This is a genomic window from Streptomyces lincolnensis, from assembly GCF_021173675.1.
Classification (GTDB): Bacteria; Actinomycetota; Actinomycetes; order Streptomycetales; family Streptomycetaceae; genus Streptomyces; species Streptomyces lincolnensis_B.
In genome coordinates, this window is the sequence record NZ_JAIHON010000002.1 from 272,220 (window position 1) to 286,809 (window position 14,590).

Annotated in this window: 14 protein-coding genes; 8 read left to right on the forward strand and 6 right to left on the reverse strand. The window is 72.4% G+C overall.

The window, feature by feature from the left end; all coding sequences use genetic code 11:
* Positions 1–786 carry an adenosylcobinamide-GDP ribazoletransferase gene (locus tag K4B79_RS04765; RefSeq protein WP_232024973.1) on the reverse strand — a complete coding sequence of 262 codons (786 nt, stop codon included), beginning with the start codon at positions 784–786 and terminating at the stop codon, positions 1–3.
* Between the two features lie 68 nt (positions 787–854).
* Here K4B79_RS04765 and K4B79_RS04770 point away from each other — a divergent pair, with 68 nt between their 5' ends.
* On the forward strand, positions 855–1,619 hold the full coding sequence (locus K4B79_RS04770) for a hypothetical protein (protein ID WP_232024974.1): 765 nt from the start codon (positions 855–857) through the stop codon (positions 1,617–1,619).
* On the opposite strand, the gene K4B79_RS04775 is transcribed toward K4B79_RS04770, so the two are convergent.
* Together K4B79_RS04775 and cobT are read right to left on the reverse strand one after the other, a co-directional pair.
* Positions 1,559–2,257 carry a hypothetical protein gene (locus K4B79_RS04775; protein WP_232024975.1) on the reverse strand — a complete coding sequence of 233 codons (699 nt, stop codon included), beginning with the start codon at positions 2,255–2,257 and terminating at the stop codon, positions 1,559–1,561. The two genes, K4B79_RS04770 and K4B79_RS04775, sit on opposite strands and share 61 nt — an antisense overlap.
* A 121-nt stretch (positions 2,258–2,378) precedes the next feature.
* The gene (cobT, locus tag K4B79_RS04780; protein WP_232024976.1) at positions 2,379–3,530 is read right to left on the reverse strand and encodes a nicotinate-nucleotide--dimethylbenzimidazole phosphoribosyltransferase; all 1,152 of its coding nucleotides are present in this window, start codon (positions 3,528–3,530) and stop codon (positions 2,379–2,381) included.
* 199 nt (positions 3,531–3,729) lie between these two features.
* Here cobT and K4B79_RS48230 point away from each other — a divergent pair, with 199 nt between their 5' ends.
* Positions 3,730–4,737: a methyltransferase domain-containing protein gene (locus K4B79_RS48230; RefSeq protein ID WP_308280392.1), complete on the forward strand. Its 1,008-nt coding sequence runs from the start codon at positions 3,730–3,732 to the stop codon at positions 4,735–4,737.
* Here the strand turns inward: K4B79_RS48230 and K4B79_RS04790 are convergent.
* A complete protein-coding gene (locus K4B79_RS04790; protein WP_232024977.1) occupies positions 4,726–5,928 on the reverse strand; it encodes a bifunctional adenosylcobinamide kinase/adenosylcobinamide-phosphate guanylyltransferase in 1,203 nt (400 codons plus the stop codon). The genes K4B79_RS48230 and K4B79_RS04790 overlap by 12 nt on opposite strands.
* A 150-nt stretch (positions 5,929–6,078) precedes the next feature.
* Between K4B79_RS04790 and K4B79_RS04795 the strand changes: the two genes are divergently transcribed.
* Positions 6,079–6,294, forward strand: a complete 216-nt coding sequence (locus K4B79_RS04795; protein WP_232024978.1) for a hypothetical protein — start codon at positions 6,079–6,081, stop codon at positions 6,292–6,294.
* 81 nt (positions 6,295–6,375) lie between these two features.
* On the opposite strand, the gene K4B79_RS04800 is transcribed toward K4B79_RS04795, so the two are convergent.
* Both K4B79_RS04800 and K4B79_RS04805 read right to left on the reverse strand, forming a co-directional pair.
* Positions 6,376–7,077 carry a class I SAM-dependent methyltransferase gene (locus K4B79_RS04800; RefSeq protein ID WP_232024979.1) on the reverse strand — a complete coding sequence of 234 codons (702 nt, stop codon included), beginning with the start codon at positions 7,075–7,077 and terminating at the stop codon, positions 6,376–6,378.
* Between the two features lie 83 nt (positions 7,078–7,160).
* Entirely contained in the window at positions 7,161–7,793 is a 633-nt protein-coding gene (locus tag K4B79_RS04805) for a DUF3043 domain-containing protein (protein WP_232024980.1), read from the reverse strand.
* 276 nt (positions 7,794–8,069) lie between these two features.
* On the opposite strand from K4B79_RS04805, the gene K4B79_RS04810 reads away from it, so the two are divergent.
* The 5 genes from K4B79_RS04810 to K4B79_RS04830 all read left to right on the forward strand — a co-directional run bounded on the left by K4B79_RS04810 (position 8,070) and on the right by K4B79_RS04830 (position 14,544).
* Entirely contained in the window at positions 8,070–8,861 is a 792-nt protein-coding gene (locus K4B79_RS04810; RefSeq protein WP_374208420.1) for a PspA/IM30 family protein, read from the forward strand.
* A gap of 25 nt (positions 8,862–8,886) precedes the next feature.
* Positions 8,887–9,165, forward strand: a complete 279-nt coding sequence (gene pspAA / locus K4B79_RS04815) for a PspA-associated protein PspAA (RefSeq protein WP_232024981.1) — start codon at positions 8,887–8,889, stop codon at positions 9,163–9,165.
* A 202-nt stretch (positions 9,166–9,367) separates the two neighbouring features.
* Positions 9,368–10,588, forward strand: coding sequence for a sensor histidine kinase (locus K4B79_RS04820; RefSeq protein ID WP_232024982.1), 1,221 nt, complete (start codon positions 9,368–9,370; stop codon positions 10,586–10,588).
* Positions 10,585–11,268 (forward strand): response regulator, encoded by a 684-nt coding sequence (locus tag K4B79_RS04825; RefSeq protein WP_232024983.1) that lies wholly within the window; start codon positions 10,585–10,587, stop codon positions 11,266–11,268. The genes K4B79_RS04820 and K4B79_RS04825 overlap by 4 nt, the downstream gene beginning before the upstream one ends.
* A gap of 135 nt (positions 11,269–11,403) precedes the next feature.
* A complete protein-coding gene (locus K4B79_RS04830; RefSeq protein ID WP_232024984.1) occupies positions 11,404–14,544 on the forward strand; it encodes an efflux RND transporter permease subunit in 3,141 nt (1,046 codons plus the stop codon).
* The last annotated feature ends 46 nt before the right edge of the window (positions 14,545–14,590 follow it).

A 14,590-nucleotide genomic window follows, 5' to 3' on the forward strand; every position in this document is an offset into this window, starting at 1 on the left:
TCAGGGGGCGAACGTCAGCACCACCAGTGCCGTGGTCGCCGCGGTCTCCGCCAACCCCCCGAACACGTCCCCGGTCACCCCGCCGAACCGCCGGGTGCAATGTCGCAGCACAAGCTCGGCGACGGCGAGGGCGGCCAGGACCGCGAGAGCGGCGCGGACGGCGTCGTACGCCCCGAAGAGCGCCCCCGCCCCCGCCGCCCCCAGCGTCACCGCGGCGGTGGCGACGACCGCGCCCCGGACCGGCACCACACCCGCGACGGCCGCGCCCAGCCCCTCGGGCCGGGCGGCCGGTACTCCCGCCCGTGCCGCCAGGGTCAGCGCGAGCCGCGCGGCCGTCGCCGAGACCACCGCGGCCACCACGCCCCGCGCCCACGACTCGCCGTAGACCTGCGCGAGTGCGCCCACCTGCGCGAGGAGCACGAGGACCAGGGTGATCACCCCGAACGGCCCGATGTCCGACTGCTTCATGATCCGCAGCGCGTCCTCGGCGGGCTTGCCGCTCCCGAGCCCGTCCGCGGTATCGGCGAGCCCGTCGAGATGGAGCCCCCGGGTGAGGACGGCGGGCACGGCGACGGAGGCGACCGCGGCGAGGAGAGGAGAGGCGCCGAGGACGAGCAGCAGGAGCCCGACGACGCCGGCGGCGGCCCCCACCACCAGCCCGACCACCGGGGCGCACAGCATCCCGCCCCGCGCGGCCTCCCGGTCCCAGCGGCCCACCTTCACGGGCAGCACGCTGAGTGTGCCGAAGGCGAACCGGAGACCGTCGAGCGGCAGGATCATGGACATGCCCGCAGACTAGCCCGGTCGTCCCACCCGCCGGGCGGCCCGCACCCCCGCCCGGGAGACTGGGCGCCATGGGCCACTGGCTTCACCGCAACATCGTCGAACCGGGCAAGCTGCCGCTGCTCCTCGCGCTGACGGCGTTCGTGCTGACCTTCCTGATCACCCGGGTCATCACGCGCCTCATCCGGGCGGGCAAGGGGCCCTTCGGCAACGTGAAGGCGGGCGGGCTGCACATCCACCACGTCGTCCCCGGGGTCGTCCTCACCGTCACCGGAGGCTTCGGCGCGGTCGCCAGCGCCCGGCACGGCTTCGGTTCGGCCGTCTTCGCGGTGGTCTTCGGCATCGGCGCGGGCCTGGTGCTGGACGAGTTCGCGCTGATCCTGCACCTCGACGACGTCTACTGGTCCGAGGAGGGCCGCAAGAGCGTCGAGGTCGTCGTGCTCACCGCGGCCCTGGTCGGGCTGATGCTCGCGGGCTTCTCGCCGTTCGGCGTCGACGACATGACCCAGCAGGAGCTGCAGGACCGAGGGGGCGTCATCACCACCGTGGGGGTCAACTTCCTCTTCGCGCTGCTCGTGCTGAGCAAGGGCAAGACCCGGATGGCGATCTTCAGCGTGATCGTGCCCCTCGTCGGTCTGATCGGCCTGGTCCGGCTGGCCCGGCCGGGCTCCCCGTGGGCCCGCCGCTTCTACCGCCGCCGCCCGCGCGCCCGGGCCAGGTCCGTCCTGCGGGCGTACCACCACGACCGCCGCTGGGCGGGCCCCCGCCGCAGATTTCAGGACTGGATCGGCGGCAAACCGGACCCGGTGCCCGTCCTGCCCCTGGACCGGCGCTGACGCAGCGCCGACACCCCGCACAGCACCAGCACCGCGGCGATCGCCGCCAGATGCTCCTTGCCGGCCAGATTCCCCTTCAGCGCCACCTCGACGACCATCGCCGCGATCACCGCACCCGCGGTGACCCAGGCGCCGTAGCGCCAGGCGAGGAAGACCGCGAGACCGACCACGGCCGCCGACGGGCCGGTGTCCACGACATGGGAGTCCGAGGCGGGCAGGCCCAGGGGATGGTCCGGGCCCAGCCAGAGGCCCAGGCGGGCGTACAGCGTCCCGGCGAGGGTGGCGGTGTAGGCGAGGACGAGCGTGCGCCACCGGCCCAGACAGATCTCGGCGATCCCGAACACGATCAGGATCTGCGCCAGCGCGCCCCAGACGGGCAGGTCCAGGGCGGGCACGAAGAGCGACAGGGGAGTGCGCAGAAGGGCCGGCAACAGAGGGTCCTCGGCACGCACCGCCCCCACGTCCTGCACGAACCCGTAGCCCCAGGACTGGTTCTGCGCGTAGTGCAGCGCCCCTGTCAGACACACGGCCCCGATACTCAGGGGAACCGCCCGCCAGCGCCTCTTCAGGAGCGGCTCGCGCACGGTGACGTACAGCGGTCCCCATTCGGCGTGTGCCCAGCGGGCGAGCGTGTTCATCCGGCGGTCCCGTCCGTCTCCTCGTGCTCCCGGCGCCTGGCGTGCGCCACGAGCGAAGACCTACCGGAAGGCGGGGGAGTTGAGTGGGACCCGGGTGACCTGGATCTCGTTATGTCCGGACTTAGTGCTCTTCCTTCTCCGGCTCTTCCTGCTCCAGTTCTTCCTTCTCCAGCTCTTGCCTCGCCGGCGCTTCCTTCTCGGGCTCCTCGTCGACAGCCGCCGGCTCCTGCGGCCGCTCCGGCAGCTCGGCGGCCAGTGCCGCCGCGGCCTGCACGAGCGGCAGGGCCAGCAGCGCGCCCGCCGCCTCGCCGACGGTCACCCCGTGGTCGAGCAGCGGCTCCAGGGCCATCCGGTCCAGCGCCTTGCCCTGCCCCGGCTCCCCGCTGCTCTGCCCGGCCAGCCACCAGTCCGGCGCGCGGAACGCGATCCGCTGCCCCACCAGGGCACAGGCGGCCACCACGACCCCATCCAGGACCACCGGAAGCTTCCGCACCGCGCTCTGCAACAGGAACCCGGTGATCGCCGCGAGGTCGGCACCGCCCACGGTCGCCAGCAGCTGGAGCTGCTCCCCGAGCACGGGCCGGGCCCGCCGGAGCGCGTCGCGGATCGCCGCGCACTTGCGCATCCACGCCAGGTCGTCGATCGCCTGCCCGCCCCGCCCGGTCACCACCGACGCGTCGGTCCCGCACAGCGCGGCGATGAGCACGCCCGCCGCGGTGGTCCCGCCCACGCTCACATCGCCGAGCACCACCAGATCCGTACCGGAGTCGGCCTCCTCGTCGGCCACCGCCATCCCGGCCCGGAAGGCGGCCTCCGCCTCCTCGACGGTCAGCGCGTCCTCCACGTCGATGCGCCCGCTGCCGCGCCGCACCCGATGCCGTACGACGTCCTCGGGCAGCGTCTGCGGATCGCAGTCCAGCGCCATGTCGACCACCCGCACCGGCACCCCGAGCCGCCGGGCCAGCACGGACACCGGCCGGCCGCCGTCGAGGACCTCGCGCACCAGCTCCACGGCGGTGCCCGCGGGGTGCGCGGAGACGCCCAGTTCGGCGATGCCGTGGTCACCGGCGAAGAGGATCACCCGCGGCCGCTCGATCGGCCGCACCGGTACCGCGGACTGCGCCGCGGCCAGCCACTCACCCAGGTCGTCGAGGCGGCCCAGCGACCCGGGCGGCACGATCTGACGCTCCCGGCGCGCCTCGGCGTCGCGCCGCACACCCCCGTCGGGGCGCTCGATCAGATCGGAGAAGTCGTCGAGATTAAGCGAGCTCATTCGCCGAACAGTACCGGCCCTGATCGAACACGGAGGCGCCACATCGCCACGACGACGGGACGACGTCGTTGCACTGAAGATCGCCATCCCATACGTTCCGTTTTGCTGTGGAATGTCGTCCGTCCCGGGAGTCGCCGTGTCCGCACCGCCCGTACCCACCGCACCTTCCGCACGGCGCCTTCGGTCCACCGCCCGCGTGATGCTGGCGTTCCCCGAGCCGGAGAGCTGGCTGGACGTGGGCACCGGGGTCGCCGAATTCCCCGACGCGGCCCGGGAGTTCTTCCCCTACACGGCCTTCGACGGTGTGGACACCCACCCCGGGATCGAGTGGGCCTGGCGGACCGAGCGCCTGGAGGAGGCCTATCTCGGCCACCTCGCGGACCCCCGGCTCACCGCCCGCCTCCGCGCCCGCTACGACGTCGTCAGCATGCTCCACCACCTGCCGCGCACCCCGGACCCCAGGGCGGAACTCCGCGCCGCCCTGACGGTCCTCCGCCCCGGCGGCCACCTCCTGGTCGAGGGCACCCACCCACACGGCACCCTCACCCGCGACGGCCTCCGCGCGGAACTGGAGTCCCAGGGCTGCACGATCGTCGCGACGGGCCGCCGCGCCGCGCACATCCCCCTCGACCTGTCCACCGCCCTGAGCGGCGCCCTGCCCCGCGCCCTGCCCCCGTGGCTCTCCGCACCCCTGCTGTCCGCGACCCGGGCCCTGGACCGCACCCTCGCCCTGGCCCTCGTCCCCACCCGCTTCTCGAAGACGTACCGCCTGATCGCCCGCAAGAACGCGCCCGCACCCGCCGTTCCCACCGAGCTCCCGGCCCAGGCACTCCCCGCACCACCGCCTCCGCCCCGGCCGCCGGCCCCACCCACCGCACCACCTCCGCCACAGGCGCCACCCGCGCCCACGGCGCCGTCCTCGCCGCAGGGCCAGGCTCATCCCAAGACGCCGGCCCCGGCCAAGAAGGCCACCTCGGCCAGGAAAGCCGCCTCGGCCAAGAAGGTCGCCTCGCCCAAGAGACCCGCCTCGCCCAAGAAAGCAACCTCGGCCAAGGAAGCCACCCCAGCCAAGAAGGCCACCTCGCCCAAGAGGCTCGCCCCGGCCAAGAAGACCGCCCCGCCCAAGACGCCGGACCCGCCCCAGACATCGCCTGTCCCCCCGGCGCCCCCCGCCGCGCAGCCGCCCCAGGACGCCTCAGCCCCGTAGCACCACGGCCTGTCCAGCCACCACCAGCAGCACCTGCTCGCACTCGCCCGCGAACGCCGTGTTCAGCCGGCCGAGCTCGTCCCGGTAGCGGCGCCCGGACGCGGTGGCCGGCACGATGCCCGAGCCGACCTCGTTCGAGACGGCGACGACGGTCCGCCGGGTGGTCCGCACCGCCTCGGTCAACTCCCGCACGCGCGAGCGCAGTTCACGTTCGCCGCCGTCGGCCCACTCGGCGTCGTCCCAGGCTCCGACGGTGTCCATCACGTCGGTCAGCCAGAGGGACAGGCAGTCGATCAGCAGCGGCGCCCCGTCGTCCTTCAGCAACGGCACCAGGTCGCAGGTCTCGGCCGTACGCCAGGAACCCGGCCGCCGCTCCCGGTGGGCGGCGACCCGCGAGGCCCACTCGGTGTCCCCGCTCCGGGAGCCGCCGGTCGCGACGTACAGCACGTCCGGGAAGGCCTCCAGGCGCCGCTCGGCCTCCACCGACTTCCCGGACCGCGCCCCGCCCAGCACCAGCGTCCGGCGCGGCACATCCGGTACGTCCTCGTAGACACCGACGACCAGCGTCGCCCCGTCGGGCACGGCCCGCGCCCCCGCCGCGGCCAGCCTGCGCCGCAGTTCGGCGCCCGGCGGCACGTCGTGATCGAGGTGGACGGCGACGACGTCCGTCGCGGGCCCGACCGCGCCCACCGCCCGCAGCCGCGCCAGGGCGTCCGGCCGCCCCACGACATCGGCGAGCACCATGTCGTACGGCTCCCCGTTCCCCGCCTCGAGACCGGCCGGCGCGCCCCCCGGCGGCAGATACAGCAGCCGCTGCCCGTCCGGACCGCTCACCGCGTACCCGGTCCCCGGCGCGTCCATCGCCACCGCCCGCACCCGATGCCCCGTCAGCAACGCCAACTCCCGCCCGTCCGGCACCCGCCCCGGCTGCGGCAACCCGGCGGGCACCTCCACCGGCGGCCCGTCGTGCGGATGCGACAGCAGCACCTGCCGCACACCCCCGAGCGAATGCCCGGCCCGTGCGGCGGCGAAGGCGGCGCCGGGCGTCAGATCGAGCAGCAGCGTCCCGTCGACGAGGACGGCGGTGGCCCCCCGCGCGTCCTGTCCGACGGCGGTCGCGCAGGCAGCACAGGGACAGCCGGGACGGGGGAGGCCACGGGGAGCACCGGTGCCGAGCAGAGTCAGTTCCACGCGACAATTCTCGCCGGTCACTGTTGATCATGCGCGCGCAGAGCCGCCCCCGCCGTCCCGCGGCCGACCGACTGTCGCGATCTTGTTCCGCCGAACCCAGCGGAACGCATAGGCTCCACCACGGAACGTGTCCGTAAAAAGGAGGCCTGCATGGCGACATGGACGTGGCGATTCGAGACGACGGACAACGCGGAGGTCCAGCCCGCGGTGGAGCCCGAGGAGTTCACCACTCAAGGGGACGCCGAGTCATGGCTCGGAGAGCACTGGAAGGCGCTGCTCGCCGGTGGCGCGGACCAGGTGCGGCTGTTCGAGGACTCGACCGAGATCTACGGCCCGATGAGCCTGAAGTCGGCCGAAGAGGCGTGACACGGACGGGCGAGGGCCGCACCGGCACCCTCGCCCCCCTCCGGCCCCGGTGAGACGCACCCCGCGCCTCCCGGAACAGCCTCAGCCGCGCACCCCGCACAGGTGCAGCAGCGCCGCCACCCCGCGATACGGATCCGTCCGACCGGCCCGTTCCTCCACGGCCAGCAGGGTCTCCGCGTCGGCCGGGACCTCGGCCCCGTCCGCCGCCGTGTCCGTGAAGACCCGTACGCCGTACCAGGCCGCCAGGGGCGCCCCGATCCCCGCGAGCGTCGCGGTCAGGGTGCCCAGGCGGTCGGCGCGGACGTCGAGGCCCAGCCGGTTCCGGTAGGCGGTGGTGTCGAAGGCGGCCAGCGCCCCGGCCCAGTCGCCGGACAGGCCCGGCCGCATCGCCAGCGCGTCGCCGTTGCGCACGAGCAGCGAGAGCAGCCCGCCCGGCGCGAGCATCCGGGCCAGCCCCGCCAGCAGCGGGTCCGGCTCCTCGACGTACATCAGTACGCCGTGGCACAGCACGACGTCGAAGCTGCCCGGCAGGAAGTGCACACCGGTGTCCCGGCCGTCGCCCTCAATGATCCGCATCCGCTCCCGGATGCCCTCGGGCTCCCCGGACAGCGCCTCGCGGGCCGCGGCGACCATCCTGGCGTCCTGCTCCAGACCGGTCACCTGATGCCCGGCCCGGGCCAGCCGCAGGGCCTGCGTGCCCTGGCCCATCCCCACGTCGAGCACCCGCAGGCGCTGCCCGACCGGGAACCGCCCGACTATCTGCTCGTCGAGCTGCCGGGCCACCAGCTCCTGTCGTACGACGTCCCGCAGCGCGCCCAGCCTGTTCAGCCAGGCATCCGCCGCGTCCCCGGAGAAAGCTGTCGTGCTCAGGGCCGCTCTCCGCGCTTGACCTGCGGCTTCGGCAGCCGGAGGCGACGCATCTGGAGGGAGCGCATCAGGGCGTAGGCGACCGCGCCCTTCCGGTTCTGGTCCGGGAAGCGCTCGGCCAGCCGCTTCTTCAGCCGGAAGCCGGTGAGGAACGAGTCGAGCACGATCAGCACGATCACGACCAGCCACAGCAGCAGCGCGATGCTCTGGAGCGAGGCCACCTGCACCATGCTCAGCACGAGGATGACCACGGCCATCGGCAGGAAGAACTCCGCGACATTGAACCGCGAGTCGATGAAGTCGCGGGCGAACTTGCGGACCGGGCCCTTGTCCCGCACGGGCAGGTACCGCTCGTCGCCGCCGGCCAGCGCCTGGCGCTGCCGCTCCATCTGCGCACGGCGCTCGTCGCGCTGGCGCTTGGCCGCCTCCTTGCGGTTGGTCGGCGTGGTGGCGACGCTGCGGCGCTGGGACTGGGCCTCACTGCGCTTGGGCGTGGGCCTGCCCTTGGGGGCCTGCGGGTCGCGGGTCTGCTTGGAGTCGGTCAGCGGCGCCTTGTCGGCGACCGCGGCCTTCTCATCCTTGGTGGCACGGCTACGGAACACAAAACCCAAGGGTACGTGGTGCGCGCGCATGGACCCCAGCCCGGTGGGGAACGATCCGGCAACACCAGTCGTCTGTAGGGGGACAGCAGAGGACGACGGGGTGCACGACGGGGTGGCCGTCCCGGGGACGGGATGCTCACCCTGAAGGTCACCTACTCCTTACGCCGGAGCAAGGCTTTGGTCAGTCGTCCTTGGGGATGAGCGCATCCGTCCCCGAACAGTGCGGTAATGGATGCAGGGCCCGTACTGTGGGTTCTGTCGCAGGAGCTGGAGCTGGAGTCCGTCAGAAGGGGGCGCGCGAAGCCCATGAGCGGTGTCATGAAGCGTATGGGGATGATCTTCCGCGCGAAGGCGAACAAGGCCCTTGACCGGGCCGAGGACCCGCGCGAAACCCTCGATTACTCGTACCAGAAGCAGCTGGAGCTGCTTCAGAAGGTGCGCCGCGGGGTGGCCGACGTGGCCACGTCGCGCAAGCGCCTGGAACTCCAGCTGAACCAGCTGCAGTCCCAGTCGTCCAAGCTGGAGGACCAGGGCCGCAAGGCGCTCGCGCTGGGCCGCGAGGACCTGGCCCGAGAGGCGCTCTCCCGCCGCGCGGCGCTCCAGCAGCAGGTGACCGACCTGGAGACCCAGCACGCGACGCTCCAGGGCGAGGAGGAGAAGCTCACCCTCGCGGCCCAGCGGCTCCAGGCCAAGGTCGACGCCTTCCGCACCAAGAAGGAGACCATCAAGGCCACCTACACCGCCGCCCAGGCGCAGACCCGGATCGGCGAGGCCTTCTCCGGCATCTCCGAGGAGATGGGCGACGTCGGCCTGGCCATCCAGCGGGCCGAGGACAAGACCGCCCAGCTCCAGGCCCGCGCCGGCGCCATCGACGAGCTCCTCGCCTCCGGCGCCCTGGACGACCAGTCCGGCATGCACAAGGACGACATCCAGGCCGAGCTGGACCGCCTCTCCGGTGGTACGGATGTAGAGCTGGAACTGCAGCGCATGAAGCAGGAGCTGGCCGGCGGTACCTCCGGGCAGCAGGCCATCGAAGGTGGCACGAGCCAGCAGTCCCCGCAGCAGCCGCAGGACACCCCGCGCTTCGACAAGCAGTAGCGGGTCCCACGCCTAGGAGGGCGACATGATCGTACGGATCATGGGGGAGGGGCAGGTGAGGCTGGCCGACAGCCACCTCACCGAGCTGAACAAACTGGACGACGAACTCCTGGCCGAAATGGAGAACGGCGACAGCCCCGGCTTCCGCCGCACCCTCCAGGCCCTGCTCTCCCAAGTCCGCGAACTGGGCGACCCCCTGCCCGACGACTCCCTCGAACCTTCCGAACTCATCCTCCCGTCCCCGGACGCGACCCTGGAGGAGGTCCGGGAGCTGCTGGGCGACGACGGGCTGATCCCGGGGTGAGTTTCCCGAGCGGACTTCTCAACGCCGGTCCAGGCACCCTCAGCCCGTCCGGCGTTTGAGGACGAGGCCCCTTAAGGGCCGATAGGGGGTCAAGGGGGCGAAGCCCCCTGGGGACGGCCACCCAAACCAACGAACACGCACCCGGAAACGTACAGCTGACCCCCGTTCCGCCCCCCGCAGGGCCCCCGTACGGTTGGCAGATGTGAGCACCCTCGAACGCGCCCGCCGCCACATGAAGGCGCACCCCCTGGCGCTGGACGCAACCCTCGCGGCCGGCGTCCTCGCCTGCATGGTGGCCGGTTCGTTCGTCGACCCGCACGGCGAGCACGACGTCAGCTGGAGCCTGCGCACCCCCGCCCCCCTCAGCCTCGTCCTGATCACCGTCGCCGCCGTCGCGCTGGTGTTCCGCCGCCGGGCCCCCCTGACGGTCCTCGCCCTGACCGGCACCTTCTCCGTCGTCGAGTGCGTCACCGGCGACCCCCGCGCCCCCGTCGCGATGGCCGCCGTCATCGCCCTGTACACGGTCGCCTCCACCACCGACCGCCCCACCACCTGGCGGGTCGGCCTGCTCACCATGACCGTGCTGACCGGCGCCGCGATGCTCGCCGGCCCGCTGCCCTGGTACGCCCAGGAGAACCTCGGCATCTTCGCCTGGACCGGCATCGGCGCCACCGCGGGCGACGCCGTCCGCAGCCGCCGCGCCTTCGTCCAGGCCATCCGCGAGCGTGCCGAGAAGGCCGAACGCACCCGTGAGGAGGAGGCCCGCCGCCGGGTCGCCGAGGAACGCCTGCGCATCGCCCGCGACCTGCACGACGTCGTCGCCCACCACATCGCCCTGGTCAACGTCCAGGCGGGCGTGGCCGCGCATGTCATGGACCGGCGGCCCGACCAGGCCAAGGAGGCCCTGGCCCACGTACGCGAGGCCAGTCGCTCTGCACTCAACGAACTCCGCGCCACCGTCGGCCTGCTCCGCCAGTCCGGCGACCCCGAGGCCCCCACCGAACCGGCACCGGGCCTCGACCGGCTCGACGAACTCGTCGGCACCTTCCGCAACGCCGGACTGCACGTCGAGGTGGCCCGCGCCGACCACGGCACCGCCCTGCCCGCGGCCGTCGGCCTGGCCGCCTACCGGGTGATCCAGGAGGCCCTGACCAATGTGCAGAAGCACGCCGGTATCGAGGCGAAGGCCGAGGTCAGCGTCGTCCGCGTAGGACCGAACGTCGAGATCACCGTCCTGGACGACGGCGCCGGCGAGGACGAGGACCCGCACGAGGGCGGCGGCCACGGCCTGCTCGGCATGCGCGAGCGGGTCACCGCCCTGCGCGGCACCCTGACCACCGGTCCCCGCTACGGAGGCGGCTTCCGCGTCCATGCGATCCTGCCGGTCAAAACCCGTTCCCGTGCTGCGGAGGACCCCGCATGACCATCCGTGTCCTGCTCGCCGACGACCAGGCCCTGCTCCGCAGCGCCTTCCGGGTGCTCGTCGACTCCGAGCCCGACATGGAGGTGGTGGGGGAGGCGTCCGACGGCGCGGAGGCGGTGCGGCTGACCAAGGAGGAGCGTGCCGACGTCGTCCTGATGGACATCCGGATGCCCGGCATGGACGGCCTCGCCGCCACCCGCCTGATCAGCGAGGACCCCTCCCTCGCCCATGTCCGGATCGTCATCCTCACCACCTTCGAGGTCGACGACTACGTCGTGCAGTCGCTGCGCGCGGGCGCCTCCGGCTTCCTCGGCAAGGGCTCCGAACCCGAGGAGCTCCTCAGTGCGATCCGGGTCGCGGCCGGCGGCGAGGCGCTGCTGTCGCCGACGGCCACCAAGGGCCTGATCGCCCGCTTCCTCGCGCAGAGCGACGCGGCGGACGACGACCGCGACCCCGCCCGCGCGCAGCGCCTGGACGCGCTGACCGTGCGCGAGCGCGAGGTGCTGGTCCAGGTCGCGGGCGGGCACTCCAACGACGAGATCGCCGAGCGCCTGGAGGTCAGTCCGCTGACCGTGAAGACGCACGTCAACCGGGCCATGGCCAAGCTCCGCGCCCGGGACCGGGCCCAGCTGGTGGTGATCGCGTACGAGTCGGGGCTGGTCCGTCCAAGGGTGGAGTGAACTCCACTCGGCCGTACTGCGCCCGGAGTATGCGCCGGATAAGGAACGGGACCTGGGGGTTACGGAACCCCGTATGCCGATGGCACAGGGTGTAAGGGCCACTTCTGCCGCTCACAGAAGAGAGAACCCTTACTCATGTCCTGGCTGTCCAGATTCAGCCTCGCTCAACGGGCCCTGATAGGCCTGATGTCCATCATCGCGCTCGCCTTCGGGGCGATCGCGATCCCGCAACTGAAGCAGCAACTGCTGCCCACCATCGAACTTCCGGTCGTCTCCGTGATCGCGCCCTTCCAGGGCGCCTCCCCGGACGTCGTCGAGAAGCAGGTCGTCGAGCCCATCGAGGACAATCTGGAGGGCGTCGACGGCATCTCGGGCGTCACATCGACGGCGAGCGAGGGCAACGCCGTGATCATGGCGTCCTTCGACTACGGCAACGACACCCAGCAGCTCGTCTCCGACGTCCAGCAGGCCGTCAACCGGGCCCGCGCCCAGCTGCCGGACGACGTGGACCCGCAGGTGGTGGCCGGTTCGACGGACGACATCCCGACCGTCGTCCTCGCCGTCACCTCCGGCCAGGACCAGCAGGCGCTGGCCGACCGGCTCGACCGGACGGTCGTACCGGCGCTGAAGGACATCGACGGCGTCGGCCAGGTCACCGTCGACGGTGTGCGCGACCTCCAGGTCACCGTCACCCCCGACGACGCCAAGCTGGCGAAGGCGGGCCTGACCACGCAGGACCTGAGCCAGTCGCTCCAGGCGGGCGGCGCGACCGTCCCCGCGGGCTCCTTCGACGAGGGCGGCGCCAACCGCACCGTCCAGGTCGGCGGCGGTCTCACCTCGCTGCGGCAGATCCAGGACCTGATGGTCACCGGTCAGGGGCCCGCGGCCAAGAAGCCGGTGCGTCTGGCCGACCTCGCCACCGTCGAGCAGCAGCCGGCCCCCGCCGACTCCCTCACCCGCACCAACGGCAGGCCGAGCCTCGCCGTCACGGTCACCATGGACCACGACGGCAGCGCGGTCGCCATCTCGGACGCGGTCGAGGACAAGCTGCCCGGCCTGCGCGAGGACCTCGGCTCCGGCGCGACCGTCACCGTCGTCAGCGACCAGGGCCCGGCGGTCGCCAAGGCCATCGACGGCCTGACCACCGAGGGCGCCCTCGGTCTGCTCTTCGCGGTCCTCGTCATCCTGGTGTTCTTGGCGTCGATCCGCTCGACGCTGGTCACGGCGGTGTCGATCCCGCTCTCCGTCGTCCTCGCCCTCATCGTGCTGTGGACGCGCGACCTGTCCCTGAACATGCTGACGCTGGGCGCGCTGACCATCGCCATCGGCCGGGTCGTCGACGACTCGATCGTGGTCCTGGAGAACATCAAGCGGCACCTCGGCTACGGCGAGGAGCGCCAGGAGGCGATCCTCAAGGCGGTCCGCGAGGTGGCCGGCGCGGTGACGTCCTCGACGCTCACCACGGTCGCCGTCTTCCTGCCGATCGGCCTGGTCGGCGGCATGGTGGGCGAGCTGTTCGGCTCCTTCAGCCTGACCGTGACGGCCGCGCTGCTGGCATCCCTGCTGGTCTCACTGACGGTCGTACCGGTGCTGTCGTACTGGTTCCTGCGTCCCCCCAAGGGCACCCCCGAGGACGCCGAGGAGGCCCGCCGCCGGGCCGAGGAGAAGGAGGCGAAGAGCCGTCTCCAGCGCCTCTACGTCCCCGTCCTGCGGTTCGCGACGAGGCGCCGTCTGACCAGCCTGGCGCTCGCGGCCGTGATCCTGGTCGGCACGTTCGGCATGGCGCCGCTGCTGAAGACGAACTTCTTCGACCAGGGCGAGCAGGAAGTCCTCACCGTCAAGCAGGAGTTGCGGCCCGGCGCCAGCCTGGCGACGACCGACACGCAGGCGAAGAGGGTCGAGAAGCTGCTCGGCGACACCAAGGGCGTCAAGGACTACCAGGTCACCATCGGCTCCTCCGGCTTCCTGGCGGCCTTCGGCGGCGGCACCGACACCAACCAGGCGTCGTACCAGGTCATGCTGGACGACTCGGTGCCGTTCGAGGACGTGCGGAACAGCATCGAGGACGGCCTGCACAAGCTGTCCGGCATCGGCACCACCACCGTCGCCGCCGGTGACGGCTTCAGCAGCCAGGACCTCAGCGTCGTCGTGAAGGCGGCCGACGGGGACGTCCTGCGCGAGGCCGCCGAACAGGTCCGCAGGACGGTGGCCGGACTGGACGACGTCACCGACGTCACCAGTGACCTGTCGCAGAGCGTGCCGCGCATCTCGGTCAAGGCCAACTCCAAGGCCGCGGAAGCCGGTTACAACGACCAGACGCTCGGCGCCGCCGTGGCCGAGGCGGTCCGCGGCACCACGGCGGCCAAGGCGATCCTGGACGACACCGAGCGGGACGTCGTCATCAGGTCGGCGAAGCCGGCCGAGACGCTCCAGCAGCTGCGGAACCTGCCCCTCGGCCCGGTGAAGCTGGGTGACATCGCCACCGTGCGGCTGGTCGACGGCCCGGTCTCCATGACCCGGATCGACGGTCAGCGCGCGGCCACTGTCACGGCCAGGCCGACCGGCGACAACACGGGCGCGGTGAGCGCGGACCTGACGTCCAAGCTGAACAGCCTGAAGCTGCCGGCGGGCGCCACGGCCGAGATCGGCGGGGTCTCCGAGGACCAGGACGACGCGTTCAAGAACCTGGGCCTGGCGATGCTCGCGGCGATCGCGATCGTCTTCATGCTGCTGGTCGCGACCTTCCGCTCGCTGGCCCAGCCGCTGATCCTGCTCGTCTCGATCCCGTTCGCGGCGACCGGCGCGATCGGCCTGCTGGTCGTCACCGACACCCCGATGGGCGTCCCCGCGATGATCGGCATGCTGATGCTGATCGGCATCGTGGTGACCAACGCGATCGTGCTGATCGACCTCGTCAACCAGTACCGCAAGCAGGGATACGGCGTCGTGGAGGCCGTGATCGAGGGCGGCCGGCACCGGCTGCGCCCGATCCTGATGACGGCCCTGGCGACGATCTTCGCCCTGCTCCCGATGGCGCTGGGTGTCACCGGCGAGGGCGGCTTCATCGCCCAGCCCCTCGCGGTCGTCGTGATCGGCGGTCTGATCACCTCGACCCTGCTCACCCTGCTCCTGGTCCCGACGCTCTACGCGATGCTGGAGCTCCGCAAGGAGCGCCGGGCGAAGAAGCGCGCGGCCAAGCGGGCCAAGAAGGCTGGGCTGTCCGAGCGGTCGGCCGCGGACTCCTCCTCGGACGAGCCGGAGCCCGCGTCGGTGTGACCGACTCGGCCGGGCCGGAGGCCGGGTACCGACCCCTCGGGGTCCG